General features: G+C 55.2%; 21 protein-coding genes. 12 read left to right on the forward strand and 9 right to left on the reverse strand.

Annotated features, from left to right (window positions below):
- From V7775_RS24420 to V7775_RS24430, 3 genes are all read left to right on the forward strand, one after another.
- Positions 1-407, forward strand: a 407-nt coding sequence (locus V7775_RS24420; RefSeq protein ID WP_335754543.1) for a TOBE domain-containing protein, incomplete at its 5' end; no start/stop codon positions are given.
- Positions 404-1,306: an ABC transporter permease gene (locus V7775_RS24425; RefSeq protein WP_335754544.1), complete on the forward strand. Its 903-nt coding sequence runs from the start codon at positions 404-406 to the stop codon at positions 1,304-1,306. The genes V7775_RS24420 and V7775_RS24425, both read left to right, overlap by 4 nt.
- 10 nt (positions 1,307-1,316) lie before the next feature.
- Positions 1,317-2,120: an ABC transporter permease gene (locus tag V7775_RS24430; protein WP_335754545.1), complete on the forward strand. Its 804-nt coding sequence runs from the start codon at positions 1,317-1,319 to the stop codon at positions 2,118-2,120.
- 8 nt (positions 2,121-2,128) lie between these two features.
- Here the strand turns inward: V7775_RS24430 and V7775_RS24435 are convergent, their stop codons facing one another.
- A complete protein-coding gene (locus V7775_RS24435) occupies positions 2,129-2,836 on the reverse strand; it encodes an IclR family transcriptional regulator (protein ID WP_335754546.1) in 708 nt (235 codons plus the stop codon).
- A gap of 85 nt (positions 2,837-2,921) precedes the next feature.
- Between V7775_RS24435 and V7775_RS24440 the strand changes: the two genes are divergently transcribed.
- Genes V7775_RS24440 through V7775_RS24475 form a run of 8 tightly spaced genes read left to right on the forward strand, consistent with a single transcriptional unit; the run spans position 2,922 to position 10,362 of the window.
- Positions 2,922-3,692 carry an arginase family protein gene (locus tag V7775_RS24440; RefSeq protein WP_335754547.1) on the forward strand — a complete coding sequence of 257 codons (771 nt, stop codon included), beginning with the start codon at positions 2,922-2,924 and terminating at the stop codon, positions 3,690-3,692.
- Positions 3,685-4,359, forward strand: a complete 675-nt coding sequence (locus tag V7775_RS24445; protein WP_335754548.1) for an arginase family protein — start codon at positions 3,685-3,687, stop codon at positions 4,357-4,359. The genes V7775_RS24440 and V7775_RS24445 overlap by 8 nt, the downstream gene beginning before the upstream one ends.
- Positions 4,359-5,234, forward strand: a complete 876-nt coding sequence (locus V7775_RS24450) for an arginase family protein (protein WP_335754549.1) — start codon at positions 4,359-4,361, stop codon at positions 5,232-5,234. Before V7775_RS24445 ends, V7775_RS24450 begins: the two co-directional genes overlap by 1 nt.
- Positions 5,231-6,229, forward strand: a complete 999-nt coding sequence (locus V7775_RS24455; RefSeq protein WP_335754550.1) for an agmatinase family protein — start codon at positions 5,231-5,233, stop codon at positions 6,227-6,229. Before V7775_RS24450 ends, V7775_RS24455 begins: the two co-directional genes overlap by 4 nt.
- Positions 6,229-6,918, forward strand: a complete 690-nt coding sequence (locus V7775_RS24460; protein WP_335754551.1) for a hypothetical protein — start codon at positions 6,229-6,231, stop codon at positions 6,916-6,918. Before V7775_RS24455 ends, V7775_RS24460 begins: the two co-directional genes overlap by 1 nt.
- Positions 6,915-8,363, forward strand: coding sequence for an aldehyde dehydrogenase family protein (locus tag V7775_RS24465; RefSeq protein ID WP_335754552.1), 1,449 nt, complete (start codon positions 6,915-6,917; stop codon positions 8,361-8,363). The genes V7775_RS24460 and V7775_RS24465 overlap by 4 nt, the downstream gene beginning before the upstream one ends.
- Complete coding sequence (locus V7775_RS24470) at positions 8,360-9,553, forward strand: CaiB/BaiF CoA transferase family protein (RefSeq protein WP_335754553.1); 1,194 nt, start codon at positions 8,360-8,362, stop codon at positions 9,551-9,553. Before V7775_RS24465 ends, V7775_RS24470 begins: the two co-directional genes overlap by 4 nt.
- Positions 9,550-10,362: a citryl-CoA lyase gene (locus V7775_RS24475; protein ID WP_335754554.1), complete on the forward strand. Its 813-nt coding sequence runs from the start codon at positions 9,550-9,552 to the stop codon at positions 10,360-10,362. Before V7775_RS24470 ends, V7775_RS24475 begins: the two co-directional genes overlap by 4 nt.
- 546 nt (positions 10,363-10,908) lie before the next feature.
- Here the strand turns inward: V7775_RS24475 and V7775_RS24480 are convergent.
- From V7775_RS24480 to V7775_RS24505, 6 genes are read right to left on the reverse strand one after another with little or no spacing between them, the layout of a single operon-like run.
- Positions 10,909-11,736, reverse strand: a complete 828-nt coding sequence (locus V7775_RS24480) for an alpha/beta fold hydrolase (protein ID WP_335754555.1) — start codon at positions 11,734-11,736, stop codon at positions 10,909-10,911.
- Positions 11,737-11,770: 34 nt separating this feature from the next.
- On the reverse strand, positions 11,771-12,175 hold the full coding sequence (locus V7775_RS24485) for a GFA family protein (RefSeq protein ID WP_335754556.1): 405 nt from the start codon (positions 12,173-12,175) through the stop codon (positions 11,771-11,773).
- 5 nt (positions 12,176-12,180) lie between these two features.
- Entirely contained in the window at positions 12,181-13,158 is a 978-nt protein-coding gene (locus V7775_RS24490; protein ID WP_335754557.1) for a nitronate monooxygenase, read from the reverse strand.
- 5 nt (positions 13,159-13,163) lie between these two features.
- The gene (locus V7775_RS24495) at positions 13,164-13,370 is read right to left on the reverse strand and encodes a tautomerase family protein (protein WP_158981789.1); all 207 of its coding nucleotides are present in this window, start codon (positions 13,368-13,370) and stop codon (positions 13,164-13,166) included.
- Positions 13,371-13,381: 11 nt separating this feature from the next.
- Positions 13,382-13,756, reverse strand: coding sequence for a nuclear transport factor 2 family protein (locus V7775_RS24500; RefSeq protein ID WP_335754558.1), 375 nt, complete (start codon positions 13,754-13,756; stop codon positions 13,382-13,384).
- Entirely contained in the window at positions 13,753-14,376 is a 624-nt protein-coding gene (locus V7775_RS24505) for a glutathione S-transferase C-terminal domain-containing protein (protein ID WP_335754559.1), read from the reverse strand. The genes V7775_RS24500 and V7775_RS24505 overlap by 4 nt, the downstream gene beginning before the upstream one ends.
- A 132-nt stretch (positions 14,377-14,508) precedes the next feature.
- Here V7775_RS24505 and V7775_RS24510 point away from each other — a divergent pair, with 132 nt between their 5' ends.
- Complete coding sequence (locus V7775_RS24510; protein ID WP_335754560.1) at positions 14,509-15,384, forward strand: LysR family transcriptional regulator; 876 nt, start codon at positions 14,509-14,511, stop codon at positions 15,382-15,384.
- Between the two features lie 197 nt (positions 15,385-15,581).
- Here the strand turns inward: V7775_RS24510 and V7775_RS24515 are convergent, their stop codons facing one another.
- Positions 15,582-15,794 carry an HGGxSTG domain-containing protein gene (locus V7775_RS24515; protein ID WP_335754561.1) on the reverse strand — a complete coding sequence of 71 codons (213 nt, stop codon included), beginning with the start codon at positions 15,792-15,794 and terminating at the stop codon, positions 15,582-15,584.
- The coding region (locus V7775_RS24520; RefSeq protein WP_335754562.1) for a hypothetical protein at positions 15,772-15,972 on the reverse strand (201 nt) is incomplete at its 5' end. The genes V7775_RS24515 and V7775_RS24520, both read right to left, overlap by 23 nt.

Here is a 15,972-nt window from a genome sequence, read left to right on the forward strand (position 1 = left end):
ATCGTCAGCCTCACAGTTTCTTTGTGGCGGATTTTGTCGGTGAATCAATTTCCTTGCCAGTGGAGGTGGCCAACGATACGGCGCAACTCAATGGGCGCGTGCTGAAATCTGATTTACCCATTGCCCAAGGTAGCGGTGGCCATCGCTTGGTGATCCGGCCTGAGTTGCTGGAGGTCACCTCTGGTGTCGTGCCTGAAACTGCCAATGATTTATCCGGCCATGTGCACGACATCATCTATCAAGGCGACAGCGTACTGGTTATCGTTCAGCACGACAGTGCAGGCCAGATTAATGTACGCGTTCCTGCCAATCGCGCTGGCCAGACAGGTCTGCCCTCCAAGGGAGAGCGAATTGGCCTTGCCCTGCATCCCGAAGACACGATCATCGTACCGGAACATGTGTCATGAGTATCGCCGAGGCCAATGAGGGTGCTGAAACGCTTCAGAACGCAAGCACGCTCAAATCCGAAGAACGCCGTGAAAGCCTGACGTTTTTGGGGCTTTCGATGCCCGCAGTCCTCGTTATTCTAATTGTCGTGTTTCTGCCAGTTTTCTGGCTGTCCTCGCTCTCGTTTTATGATGCGGCGGGCGCGTTGAGCATGGAAAACTACGCGCGTATCTTTGAAAGCGCTTTGTATCGGCGGACCTTTGTTGTCACCTTTCAGATCAGCATCGCCGTGACGGTGATTTGTGTCCTTCTCGGTTATCCGCTGTGTTACTGGCTGACCAAGGTGCCGCACAGATCAGCTGCCATTCTGATGGTTTTCGTGCTGGTCCCGTTCTGGACGTCGGTTCTGGTGCGTACATACGCCTGGCTGGTGCTGTTGCAGCGTAATGGCATCATCAATTCGTCGCTGATGGAGCTTGGCATAATTGAGGAACCGCTGCAACTGGCGCACAATCTGACGGGATCAATCATTGGCATGGTACATATCATGCTGCCGTTTCTGATTTTGCCACTCTATGCCACCATGCGCAACATTGACACCGACCTGGTTAGGGCCGCTGTGGGGCTTGGCTCCAGCCCGCGCGGGGCATTCTGGCGTGTGTTTTTCCCGATGTCCCTACCAGGCCTTTTTGCCGGCATCGTGCTGGTATTCATCCTGTCTCTCGGCTTTTACGTCACACCTGCTTTGCTGGGCGGCGGCCGGGTGCAAATGCTTGCACAGCGGATCGAAAGCACGATCACAGTCTATTCCAATTGGGGTGCGGCATCAGCCTTGGGCGTTGTCCTGCTGCTGCTGGCACTGGCGATGATCTGGCTGATGAACCGTGTCTTTGGTCTCGACAAACTATTCATGCGCTGAGGATCTGAAAATGGAACAAGTCGGACAACGTAAAATAGACGGTCTGTGGCTGACGGTCGTCGGCATCGCGGTGCTGTTCTTTCTGATCCTGCCCACGCTTATCGTGATCCCGATGTCGTTTTCGGGGGCCTCATTTCTGGAATTTCCGCCAACGTCGTTCTCGTTTCGCTGGTACACGGCCTATCTCACGTCCCCAGAATGGATGAGCGCCACGCAGACCTCCATGATTGCGGCGGTGATGACCACGGCGATCGCGACACCTTTAGGCTCACTTTGTGCCTATGGCCTGCATTGTTCCACTCCGCGGATCAGGAACACGGCGCAGATCCTCGTGATCATGCCCATTGTTGTACCGGTGATCCTGATCGCCGTCGGCGTGTTCAGTCTTTATGCCAAACTGGGGCTCAATTACACGCTTACCGGAATTGTGATCGCCCATACCGCGCTGGCGTTGCCCTTTGTAATCGTGACCGTGATGTCGGGCTTGCAGAACTATGATTTCGATCAGGAACTGGCCGCCCGCAGCCTAGGGGCTTCACGAGCGTATGCTCTGTGGACGGTGACGGTTCCGCAAGTCAAATTCTCGATCCAGACAGGGGCCTTCCTGGCCTTTATCACGTCGCTGGACGAGGTGGTGATTTCGATGCTGGTCTCGGGTGGCGACAATGCCACAATTACCCGCCGTATGTTCAATTCACTGCGAGATCAGCTTGATCCGACCATTGCAGCGATTTCGACCTGCCTGATTGTCGTGTCTGTTGCGGCGTTGATCGGCGTTCAGTTGATTGGCCGCAGCAAGAACGCAAACAAATGATGCGTTCGCTATATTTCGCCAATCTCGGCCCGGATCTGGCGGGCGGCATCAAGGACCGCAGCGCGATAGCCTTCGACAACAGTTTCGCTAAAGCGAACGCGCAGACCCGACAGGGTGACCGCACCCAGCAACTCGCCCTCAAGCCCAAGAACCGGAACAGACAATCCAGCGACGTCCGGATCACGTTCGCCCAGGCTGAGATAATACCCAGCCTTTCGGATGTTGGTGGCCTGTTTGCCTTGCCGGATAGAATAGGCATCCAATACTTGGCCCGACGAGCCCATGCTCAGCGGAATGATCTCGCCCTCTTCGACATGATCCCGCGCAAGCCTGTGCGAATTGATACGGTAAAGGCAAACGCCGGAATTGCCGCGTTGCACGTAAAACGACGCGCTTTCGCCCGTTGCATTCACCAGGTTCGCCAGCACTGGGCGCACAATAGGCCCCATGCGCAGGTTCTGGCGAAATACCGACCCCAGACGCCACAAAGACGGACCCAGGTGAAACAGCCCGCCGGCATCACGCGTGATGTGTCCAAACTTCTCAAGCGAGACGCTAAGGCGCAAAATTGTCGCTTTGTTAACGCCACTACGATCCGCAATTTCCTTCAAAGACAGACCCGTATCACCGGAGACAAAGCTGTCCAGCACACGCAGGGCACGTTCAACGGCTTCTACACCACTTGTTGTGTCTTTGGCTTTGGGTGTGTCGGGCATAGGCAGTCCTTTCAACGAAATTTTCTAGCTGTTTGTAGCCAATTTGGAAGCAAATGGAAACCACAATCTATGAAGGTGCTTGGCAATGAATAATGCACAGAGACGTCCGATGCTGACTGGCTTTGCCGGCTTACCGCTTGGCGAAATCACACAATGCACTGCGGATGACGTCGGGGTCTTGGGTGTTCCAAGTGAAGTTAAAACTGGGTCGCGATTTGGAACCTCTCTGGCGCCGGGTGCGCTGCGCGAGATGGCTGAACGGCTTGATGTCGATCTGCCTGCGAAGGGTTATGATCTCGGGAATATGGACTTGTCGGGCGATTGGCCCGGCACGCTGATGCATCTTGTGACGCAGATGGCTGATCGCCAAGTCGTGCCAGTTGTGTTGGGTGGAAATTCGGATGTTGCAACGGCAGTGCTGGAGGCTTTACCCGAATTGACCGTTGTCGCTACCATGCCGCACGTCCGGCGCGATGTCGCTGCACGGCCGGCGAACACAATCTGGGTGGGCTTGAACGGCGAGCAACCTGTCGAGACCTGGGACCAGATCAGACAGCGCGAGATGATCTGGCGTACCGCCCGGCAGCTAGATGAGGGAGCAACAGATATTCCTCATGAGTCTGATTGCGCCGCTCTCTGGATTGACTTGTCGGTCGTTGATCTGGGGCATGCAGCGGGTGTTGTCGGACTTAACCCCGGCGGGATGAAACCCGAAACGCTGGTTTCCGTTATTGGTTCGATGCCCTGCTCCTGGCGGGCAATTGTGATCACTGGGCTTGCCCCTGCGCTCGACACGCGGGGCATGTCGGAACTGATAGCGATTGAAACTCTGGTAGCGGCTTTGCGTAATGAATGACGCGGAGCAGACTCAATTTTACCAAATCCCCAGTTTTTTGGGCGCAACTGTTGGCGATCTGGAAGACCTTGTGTCCGGTCAGGTCGCGCTGGCAGGGTATTTTTGTGACAATCTCGAGCGACCTTCAGCGGGTCAGCGGTATCTCGCGAGGCAACTACGGTACGCATCCGGGCCCGAAAATACGCCGGGGAACGCCATCGATCTGGGCGATGTGAATGTCTTTCCACTTGAGACGGAGAAGCATTTTTCCGCCGTCGAGGCGCAATGTAGGTCGGTTCTGAAAAAGGGTGCGCGGATGGTTCTGGTTGGCGGTGACTCCAGCGGTCTAAAGGCGCTTGGCATTGCGGCGCAGCATGTCATCGGTACAGGCGTTCGCGTGGTTTCGCTAGCCGCGAGTGCCCAGGACGACTTATCCAAAACTACTCCGATCGTTCTTTCTGTGGATTTACAGGGCCTTGCTGGCATCTGGCTGTCGCAACCACGCCGCTTGGGTGGGCTGTCGCCCGCACAGATGGTCGCGCAAATTGATGCTGTCGAGGGCAATGCCATTGCCGCTGCTGTTTTTGGACTCGCCCCGGCTTTGGACGGTCATGGCAAGACGGAAACCCAGGCGGCACTGGCAATTTTGCAAGCAGTGAAAAACAGACTTGAGAAAGGAGTGCACTGATGCCTTTGCGTTCGGCACCATTACCTCGCATGGCAGGGCACCTATCGTTCATGCGCTCACAGCCCAAAGCAATCGGCGATGTGAGGTCCGATCAACTGGCAGTGCTGGGCCTTCCGTTTGAGGACACAAGTGCGCCTTTTGCGGGTCAATCTCTTGCACCACGTGCGCTGCGCGAAACCTCGGTTTATTTCGGCTGGCATGCAAATCCCCAATTTAGCCACCCGGTTGATATCGATGCACGACAGGACATTAAGACAGATGGGTTGCATGAGCGGTTGTACGATCTTGGGGATATTTCTCCGGGGTCTGAGGAAGCTGTCCACGCAGCCTTGATGACGGCGACATGCCAGATCAATCGCGTAGGGGCCTGTGCGTTGCTGTTGGGTGGGTCGGATCGCCTGTCGGTGACCGTGCAGGATGCGTTGCAGGGTTGTCAGACCGTGCAACTTGGCGGAATGCCACGCGACGCTCGCGACTTTCACATAGCGCCCTTGCAGGATGGCTCCGACACCACCTGTAAAATAGACACTGCCGCGCATCTTGTGGCTTTTTCCCAGTGGCGAGATTCGACAAAGCCACTGTTTGTCCGATTTGACCTGTCTGTGTTTGAAACATCGCTCAGCGCGCTTTGTGACCGGCCCCGTTTGGGCGGCTGCGATCTTGATACGGTGACGCAATGGCTCAGCACTCTAGGGCAGCAAAGTGTCGGCGCCATCATGCTGACCGGTTTGAACCCGACCAGACCAGGTATGGGCGTGGTGAAAGTTGGCCAACGGCTTATGGTTACGGCCTTGCTGGCATTTATCTATGCGCGTCTGGGGTTTGGGATCATGCATTCTGATACAGTAACCTCTAAGGAAAATGGACTGACATGACTACAGCAATTACGACATCTCACTTACCCTTGTCTCAGCCGGGATTTCGGCTGTTTGATGGCCCCGCATCCGACGTGACTGATGTGGCCCCAGGCCAGATCGGCGTGGTAGGCATGCCGAGCGATTGGACCCATTCCAGCCGTCTCGGCGCCCGGTTCGGCCCAGAAGCGTTGCGCAAGGCGACAACTCTGTTGCAGTCCATGCGCCCGCAGGGGGCTAGTTTTAATCCGGATACAGGCAACCGCACCGTGCCTGCAAAGAACTGGTTGGTCGATTGCGGGGATGCCGAGATTACGGCGGACGACGTCGATGCAACGACCCAAGCCATCGCCGCGATGACCGAGGAGTTGTCGGTTGCGGGGGCGATCCCTCTGGCGCTGGGTGGTGATCACTACAACAGTTATCCGGCCTGCTTGGGGTATTCGCGAGGGCTTGCAAGGCGTGCACCTGGAGCGCGCTTCGGATATATCCAGATCGACGGGCATCTGGATTTCTCAGACCGTTTGGGTGCGTGGGGCAAATACAACCACGCAACGAATGCCCGTCGGATTTCAGAGCTACCAAACGTTGATGTGCCTAACATGGTCTGGATCGGCATCTCGGGCTGGGTCGATGGCGGCGATTTGGCCTTGATCGAAAAGGAGGGCGGACGTGTGTTTTCAGCCGGTGATGTGCATAGCCTGGGCACAGTGGAAGTCGTGCGCCAAGCGCTTGCGCATGCTATGCAAGATTGTGATGAACTCTATTTGTCGATTGATATTGATGCCATGGACGCGGGTTACCTTCCCGGAACGGGCTCTGTCGTGCACAGCGGTATAACACCACGCCAGTATTACGAACTATTGGACGGATTTGCTGAGGCGCCTTTAGGCGGGTTGGATATAGACGAGGTCTCCCCGCAGCTTGATCCGTCAGAGCGCACAGAATTCCTGGCGGGGGAAATGCTGTTTCGGATTTTACACCGTTTCCGCACTAGACCAGTGAAAGAGATATAATGGAGTACGTTGGAACTCGAAAGCTGGGTGGGCTATCACATGCAGGACAGGTCCTTTCCCCAGCAACCCGGCCCTGGATCACGGATCTTGGAGCACTTTGTCCTTACGAAGGTCTGCCACCCGGTAACATCCCGGAATTCGAGCGTGACCCTAACTGGGACAACTGGGTCCTCACAGACAGCCCCAAAGACCCTTTAGAACGCCTGAACTGGCATGTGTTTCAGCAACGAGGTACCCAGTATCTGGTGGCCGACCGGATGCTTATGACCCGCGTCAGCTGGCAGGATCTGGATGACGCTGGGTATGTCTTTGGCACAGAGGTGTCGATTGATGGCAGGCAATTTCGCTGCCGGTTGTTAACCGGCGGTGATACACCCCGTGATGACCCCTATAAGGGGGCGACCCGGCTCAATGAATGGGATGGGTTGGTTGGGGGTACCGCGTCGAACGCACCCCAGCCAGAGGCATCCGATAATACCATCCCGCTTGGCCCGGATCATCTGAACTCAACCCATAACGGTTTGTGGAATTGGTTCGGTGCGGTCAGCTGGACGGCCGAACCAGTCGCCAGCCGCGTCGACGGGCGTGTGTGCCGGGGTTATCACGGCCCGACCTATTTCTACGTGAACACCGTGGACCATCGGCATGAGGATATCGGGTGGCGACCAGTTCTTGAGGAAGTGCTATGACTGTAGACCCCTTTCCCAACTATATCGCCGGAACATGGGCCGCTGGCAGCGATGCTGCCCCCAATATCAACCCATCTGACCTGAACGACACGATTGGTAATTATGCTCAGGCCAGTGCCCACCAGACCGTTGAAGCGATCGAATGCGCGGCTGCCGCCTTTGTGAAATGGCGCGCGACATCGCCTCTGATACGGTTCGAAGCACTTGATCGCATCGGATCGGAAATCCTGGCCCGTGCGGACGAGCTGGGCGATATGCTGGCCCGCGAAGAGGGCAAAACCCTGTCCGAGGCCAAGGCAGAAGCGCATCGCGCCGGACATCTGTTTAAATATTTTGCGGCCGAGGGGTATCGTACAACCGGCGATATCTATCAATCTCTGCGCGAAGGTGTGTCGCTTAAAGTTGTGCGCGAGCCAATCGGCGTCGTGGGCGTGATCACGCCTTGGAATTTCCCGCTGGCGATCCCCGCATGGAAAATTGCGCCCGCTCTGGCCTATGGCAATACGGTTGTGTTCAAACCTGCTGAACTGGTGCCCGGATCGGCATGGATGTTGTCCGACATCATTGCCCGCGCGGGCCTGCCCGAGGGCGTGTTCAATCTTGTGATGGGCACGGGCGCTGAAGTAGGGGAGGCGATCGTTACACACCCCAAGGTCTCAGGCGTCACCTTCACCGGCTCAACGCCGGTTGGTCGTAAGATCGGTGCGGCATTGTTCGCGCGCGGAGCCAAGATGCAGCTTGAGATGGGCGGTAATAATCCTTTGGTCGTGCTGGATGATGCAGATTTGGACGTAGCGGTTCATTGTGCCATTCAAGGAAGCTTTATCTCAACCGGCCAGCGTTGCACGGCCTCGTCCCGCTTGATCGTTACAGAGGGAATACACGACGCTTTTGTTGACCGGGTCTGTGCGGCAATGAAAAACCTAAGGATCGGCGACGCGCGCGCGCCGAAGACGCAGATTGGTCCGGTGGCCAGTGAGGCGCAACTGACTATAAACAAAAGCTACGTGACCCAAGCTGTGGCAGAGGGCGCGAAGCTTGCGGCTGGCGGTAGCGAAGTGACGTCGAAAACACTCGGGCACTACTTTGCACCGGCCCTCTTTACGGACGTGCCACCAGAGGCCCCGGTTGTGCGGGACGAGGTCTTTGGTCCGATTGCCGCTGTCCTGCGCGTGCCGGACTATGATGCAGCGCTTGCTGCCGCAAACGACAGCGATTTCGGATTGTCTGCGGGTATTATCTCGCAAGATGCTGTTAGGATCGAGCATTTCTCGCAAAATGCAGAGGCGGGTATGATACAGGTCAATCTACCCACTGCGGGCATGGATTTCCACGCACCTTTCACAGGCCGAAAAGGGTCATCCTATGGTGCGCCGGAAAAAGGCAGCTACTGCCGGGAATATTTTACCATGGCCAAGGTTGTACATGAGGGGCGCGGACGATGACTCATGCACCGCTGAAGGGCTTTCGCATCCTTGATCTGACCAATGTGCTGGCCGGCCCGTTTTGTTGCCACCAACTGGCCCATATGGGCGCAGATGTGATCAAAGTCGAAACCCCTGGAACCGGTGACCTTGCGCGCCAGCTTGGGGCCGACCCGGACCGAAATGCCGATCTGATGGGTGTGTCGTTTTTGGCGCAAAACTCGGGCAAGCGGTCGATAACCTTGAATCTAAAGACTGCTTCTGGCAAACGAATCCTCAATGAAATGGTGCAACAGGCAGATGCGCTGGTCGAGAATTTTCGCCCGGGTGTGATGACCCGCTTGAGCCTGGATTATGATAAGTTGAGCCAAGAAAACCCCCGCCTTGTCTATTGTGCCATCTCGGGGTTTGGGCAGGACGGTCCTCTGGCCAAACTGCCCGCCTATGACCAGATTGTACAGGGGATGAGCGGTGTGATGTCGATTACCGGCGATGCCAACACTGCTCCCTACCGGGTCGGTTACCCGATGGCGGATACCATTGGCGGCATGACGGCGGCCTTCGCTGTTGCTGCCGCGCTTGCCAATAAAGCCGAAAATCGCGGAACGTTCATTGATGTGTCAATGCTCGAAGCCGTAATCGCGACGATGGGCTGGGTGGTGTCAAACCATCTGATCGTCGGGCAGGCGCCAACACCAAACGGCAACGACAACTTCACCGCCAGCCCGTCTGGTACGTTCAAAACAGCCGACGGCGTCATGAACATCGCGGCGAACAAGCAAGAACAGTTCGAGACGCTGTGCGAGATCATCGGCAAACCGGCCCTCACGCTTGACCCACGTTTTACCGACCGAAAACACCGGCTGTCCAACCGTGCTACTTTGACCACTGAATTGGAGGCGGCTTTCATCACCGCACCGACCAGTGATTGGGTCGAGAAGCTGACGACGCGGGGGGTTCCGGCCGGCCCTGTCTGGTCGGTGCCCGAGGTGCTGGCGCATCCGCAGCTTGCGGATCGGGGTCTACTGCAAACCCATCGCGTTGATGGAGAGGATCTGCAACTGGTCGGGACAGGAGTTAAGTTCGACGGTAACGCGCCGGGTGTGGATGCTCCGCCCCCCGCTCTCGGTGCGCATACGACAGAAATTCTGACCGAGCTCGGTTACGATAATGCTCAAATATTGGCTCTGAAAAAGGAAGGTGCTATATGACGGACTCTTCATCCCGTAAAGAAACCGAGGATTGGTGGCGGACAGCCCTTATCCGGATGGAGCCAAATCAGATCGACATTCGCGGCCACCCCATTGAGGATCTGATCGGCAATATCGGGTTTGTGCAAATGATCTGGCTTTGCCTGCGTGGCGAACTGCCATCAAAGGATCAGTCGCGATTGCTTGAGGCAGCTCTGGTGGCAGCGGTTGATCATGGACCCCAAGCGCCGTCCATCGCTGCGGCCCGTATGGCGGCCACGTGCGGCGTCGGCCTGAACAGCGCGATGGCGACGGGGCTCAACATGCTGGGTGATGTTCATGGTGGAGCCGGCGAGCAAGCGGTGTCCCTTTACCAAATGGCATTATCCTTTGTCGATGAGGGTGACACACCGGATGCAGCAGCGGCTCAGGCCGTAAAGCGCTGGACAGCAGACCATGGTAAATACATGCCCGGTTTCGGGCACCGCTTTCACACACGCGATCCGCGCTCGCCACGTTTGATTGAGCTGGTGCAATCTGCACAGCGCAAAGGCGTTGTCTCGGGCAGGGCGGGTGACATTGCGCTGCGGATCGAAGCTCACCTGTCAGATATCAAAGGCCGCCCAATCCCTATGAACATTGATGGCGCGACCGCGGTGATCTACACCGAACTTGGTTTTGACGCACCGCTCGCACGTGGATTGTTTTGCCTCTCGCGGTCGGTTGGCATTCTTGCGCATGCCTGGGAACAGACACAACAAGGAGGACGCAACAAAGGCCCGCTGCCCAAGGGACACCTTTGGACATATCTCAAACCAAGTGAGAAATAGGGTGGGATCACACCCTAACGGATGTGACTACCAAGTGCGGCTAAAAAGGCAGTTAGACGCTCCTGACACCATCCCCAATCAAACCAGGGTGCACTTGCTGGCTGGAAAGCGTTGCCTTACCTGAATGTTGGCCTTGGTTGTCCACTGGAATATTGGAGCGACTTTCCAATTGATGGTATTGGTCGAAACGGCAGTCTCACGAGATTGGCAAATGAACCACATTGTTGTTGCATGCGTATGATGTATCGATGCGGGCAGATAGAGACAGGCGACCAAGCCCGTTATCGTTCTTCCATACAGAAGACTTAAATTATCGCGTGAGCGGTTTAGTCCTTTGGCCGATAGCAGACATCTAGTAATTGAACGGTCGAATGTCCGTTGTGGGTCAAAATGAGAAGTATTTAGTGGCCTAAAATCACTTCCGCTTTGCCACACTTCACAGACATTAATGCCCAACAGGTCAGCTTACTGCCCAAAAGCTGACGAAATTGAACGATCCGGAGTTAGTCTCAAAAGTGCCAGAAGCGGTCATTTCTTGAATGACAATTAGTGATCTTGACCAGCCATAAACGCTGTTAATCTGTCCAGAACGCGATCAGGGGCCTCTAACTGTGGCAAGTGACCAACACCGGGCAATGTCTCAAATGTAGCGTGTGGAATCAATCCATGGAGTGCTTTGCCTCTAGAAAGAGGTATCCAAGGATCATCCTCGCCCCAGATAATTTTAACAGGACAGCGTATCTCTCCGAAAAGAGGCTCAACCTCGGCCGTGAAACACTCGTCGGCTTGTGCGAATTGTCGGTAGAAACTGCCCGCGCCGTCATCAGTCAACCATGGTGCGACGAGGTTGGTAAGGTCCTCTGTGTCAATTTGATCGACAATCGCTCCCTGAATATAGGCTTCAACAACCGCTTTGTGTATGTGGGGTGGCAGTCCCAAGAATGCATCTACATGTCGTCCGACGTGATCAAAAAACTCTGAACCCCATGGGCGCATCGCAACAACGTTCATCAGCACATATCGGTCAAACTCACAGCCATGCAGTAAGTGGGCGCGAAGTGTGGCAGCACCGCCGAAATCATGCGCAACGACATTGGGTCTTACTAGCCCCCAATAATCCAGCATTTCGGAAAATATTTGACCTTGAACATCGAGAGACGTGCGCTGAACAGGTTGTTTGTTAGATTGGCCATACCCCGGCATGTCATACCAGTGAACGCGATAGTGTTTTGCCAATGTTGGAACCACGCGATGCCACGAGAACGAGGACCAAGGCCAACCGTGGGCAAGGACAAGATCCGGCCCCTCACCATATTTTCCGGCGGCAACCCTGCCTGCACTTGTCTCAACATGATCATCAAGGCGCCAAATCATTCGATACTCCTCTCGCTTCCCTTATCTGCTAATTCTAGCCCGAGAACCCTGCATGTGAGTTGGCTTGCTCGAAATCCAATGCCCATGAAGGTTGTTCAGCGGCAAATATTCTAATCCTTTCGGAAACTTCTGGCTCTCCGCTCAGACAACCCGCTGGAATGATCATCTTCGACCCGTCGGCGTTTGACCAGGGAACACCGGAGCCGCAGAACCTGCAGAACGACTTGGAGATTTCCCGTCCCGGCACCTGATAGTTGACGATATCCTCAGTGCCACTGAGCCACAAGAACCCATCCGCTGTCACAAAAAGGTTTGATGCGAACGCCGACCCGGTGATCTGGCGGCACTGCTCACAGCTGCACAATTGCAGCTTATCGAAGGCATTGACAACCTCGAACGAGACCATACCGCAAAGGCATCTCCCTTTGATTTCCTTCATCATCGCTATCCTCTGCTATTGGGTTCAATAATTCTGCTGATATGCCGCAAACGATCTTCAGCCTGCGAAATCATTCCGTGAAGCGTGACTTGCGCTGGTTCGATAACTCGGATCAGATCGGCTGCCTCCCCGACGATCACGGCGGCAATATCTGTGTCATCCGCAGCCCAAGCTGCTTCAAAACGAACTTGCTCCTCTGCAAGGTTTTGCCTGAGACCTTCAATGTCCTCGCTCCATTGATGGGTGAAGGCATTTCGCATCGTGCGGAGGTTCCAGTCGTCTGGCCAATCTAGCCCGCGCGCCATGTCGAATACGGAACTGCGTTCGGTATTGTCACCGCTGCCACAAAGGGCGGCCTGCTTGGCATTGTCGCTCGCAAGGGATTCGTTGCTGGCAAAAAAGCCAGTTCCGCACAACACGCCCGAGGCCCCAAGCGCGAGAGCCGCAGCCAACCCACGCCCATCAGCGATGCCTCCTGCGGCGATAACCGGTATTCCCTTCGCTATATCGACAACCGCTGGAACAAACGGCAACGTCGCCCGCGCACCGCCATGCCCGCCCGCCTCGGCGCCCTGCGCCACGATGGCATCCACTCCAGCGCCCACAGCTTCTCGCGCCTGGTCCAGCGTCTGCACTTGAACGATGAGCTTCGTCTTTCCTTCCCTAATTCTGGGGAGAAACGGTTGGAAATCACCGAACGAGAGCATCAGCGCGGCGGGAGAACGCTCAAGAGTGAGATCAAGCAGATATGGCTGACGGGCCAGAGACCACGTGATAAAGCCCACCCCAATACGCGTATCGCCCGCAACGTCGAACTCGCGGGCGAGCCAATCAACGTCACCGTAGCCACCACCGATCAGACCCAAACCACCAGCCTGGCTGACTGCGGCGGCAAGTGCGCCGCCGCTGACACCCGCCATCGGCGCCAAAAGAACCGGATGTTCAATGTCAAACAGATCGCAAAGAGATGTGCGAATGGACATTATGGTCAACTCGCCGCTTTGCGTCTGTACTGTTCGACCGGCAGGCCACCGACCCCCCAATCCTCAAGCGCAACTTCGTCGATTACAACAAAGGTCGTCGCCGGAGACTTGTCGAGAACCCGAACCAGCAAATCGGTAACGCCGCTGATCAACTCGGCCTTCTGATCGGTGGTGACCCCCTCGCGGGTCACCTTGATGTTTACATAAGGCATATTGGTTCCTTTCAGGACTCGCGTTCAGTGATGTGGAAAATCTTGGCCATGATCCGCCATGCGCCATCGGTTCGCACAAGGGTTAAGAAGTCGATAAAATCCTTTGTGCCAATGGAGCATCGTACACGGGCAAAAGCGGTGTTCTCGCCTGCGAATTCTATCGACTCGATCACGTCACGGCGGGGTTCATCCTGTGATACTGGGGATACGCGCTTTGCCACCACCGGAAAGTATTCATCCATCGTGCGATAGAGAAGCGGCGTTTCGTCCGCCGTTGCATAGATCGACTTTGGGTGAAACGCGCTCCCCAGCCTTTCAATGTCGGCGTGATAGAGGCCATCGAAATAGGTCTCCAACACACCTGTTACTGCGGCAAATGCAGTCATGCTGCCTGCTCCATGAGACCCTCTGCGACCATCGCCTTGATCGAGGCCGGACGCGCCGCGACACGCGCCACGTAAGCTTGGGTTTTTGGATGTGCGGCAAGGCTTACCCCAACAAAACCTGCCCAGTTGAGCACGACAAAAGCATAGGCGTCCGCGACGGTGAAAGTGTCACCGAGAAGAAAGGCGCGACCGTCATCGAGGAGTTGTTCGATATGCGCGGCGCGGCGTTTGACACCAGCCTCGGCCTTCTGCCTGGCCTCGCCATCAAGCTCCTTACCCGAAAAAAACGGACCAAAGGATTTATGCAGCTCAGATGATACGAAGTTGAGGGCTTCCTGAAGCCGAGTGCGTTCCAGCGTACCGTTCGGCGGCGCAAGCCCGGCATCGGGTGACTGATCGGCTAGATACTGCAGCACGGCAGGATTCTCCGTGATGATCTTACCGTCGTCGGTGACCAGGGCCGGAACATAGCCGTTCGGGCTGATTTTGCGGAAATCCTCGCCCGCTTCGGTCTTGCCCGCATCGGTGTCTGTCTTGTCGAGTTCGAACGAGGTGCCGAGTTCGTTCAAGATGATGTGGGATGCCATTGAGCACGCGCCGGGTTTGTAATGAAGTTTCATAAGAGGTTCCCTTTCTGAGGTTTAGCTATGTGAACTCAGGAACGGTACCAATGATTATACTTCATTAATAATATTGATTTCTCACCATCATGATCTAAAATACTAATGATTTAGAACGAAAGGTCGAGCTGCGTGATAACATATGAGCAATTAATCGTGCTGCACGCCATCGTCACAGAAGGGACCTTTCGAGGCGCGGCCGAGCGGCTAAACAAGTCCCAATCTGCCATTAGCCACATGCTCAAGAAACTTGAAACCGAGATCGATATCATTCTGCTATCGCGTGAAGAGTACAGACCGACTCTCACCGCAGGCGGAGAAGTTTTTTATCGGCAGGCAACCCGTGTCATGCAGCAGATGAAAGAGCTGAGTATCGTTGCGAAAAACCTGAGCGCCAAGCAAGAGCCAGAGGTGTTTTTGGCCGTGACCGCTACGTTTCCATTAAAACCAGTTCTCAAAATCATCGGCATCATCAGAGATGAATACCCGGCCACTCATATACGTTTATCGCGGGAAAGCATGGGGGGACCGATCGAACGACTTTTACGAAATGATGCCGATATCATTATTGCAACGATGGATGGCGTTCCCGTTGAACAGATAGAAGCGTTGTCCTTTGCACAAGTAACAATTGTTCCGGTGGCCCATCCAGACTTCGAGCCCGCACGAAGTTCGCACATGAAGACTATCAGCGAGATGCAAAGCTATACCCAAGTGGTCGTTGCCGACAGCAGTAGTGGTGAGTTTGCGCAAAGCAGGGATTTGCTTCCAGGTGGCCTTCGTTGGACCGTTTCGGACTTTGCCGCAAAGAAGGAGATCTTGTTGGCGAAGCTAGGTTGGGGTGGCATTCCTACACATATGATCGATAGTGAATTGGCTCGAGGCGAGTTGGTAGTTCTCAATGTTGAAGGCTATCAAAAACGCGAATCGCACCTGTTTCAAATGCGCAAGCGCGACAAAGACGTTGGCATTGTTGCGCAATCAATCTGGGAGCAACTCCGAAGATAGCGCAGCATATGCCCTATGGTATTGGAAAACGAGCTGATGTCATTGGCTAGTTTTTTAATTTGCCCGAAGTATCTCGGCTCATCATTTGTTCCGGTCCGGGTCAAAACCGGACATTTTGACTGGTCTCGACTGGCGTCTGCTCAACGCTCAGGAGCAGACATGACGCTGGCATACCTATAGTGAATGCTTTGCGCCATCTAAGTTAGCGCCTTCTTCATCTCCCGAATAAACTCCGACATCTGCCTACGTAGTGCAACTTCCTCATTCGTCCAATATCCAAGCTTATAGTTGCCGTTTCTTGGTCCCTTCGGTGCACCCGGCGATGTTCCACCATGCATTCTGCATCGGCCGTTTTTCATACCCTTCGATTTACAGGTTGCGCCAGATCTAGTCTTTGCTCCGCAATGCATGGGGTTGTCCACCCTTTTTTGTTTTACCCCCGCCCCCCTCTACGGTGCCAATAATGGCCTGCCCACCTTCATTCACATGAACATGCTCAACTGTCATTTTCTGTTGGCCCTTACCACGATGCCTATTGAGGGCCTCCATCTGCCGAATATACAAATTCATAAACTTTGAAGCTATATT

This window comes from Sulfitobacter sp. (assembly GCF_036960155.1).
In the GTDB taxonomy this organism is placed as follows: Bacteria; Pseudomonadota; Alphaproteobacteria; order Rhodobacterales; family Rhodobacteraceae; genus Sulfitobacter.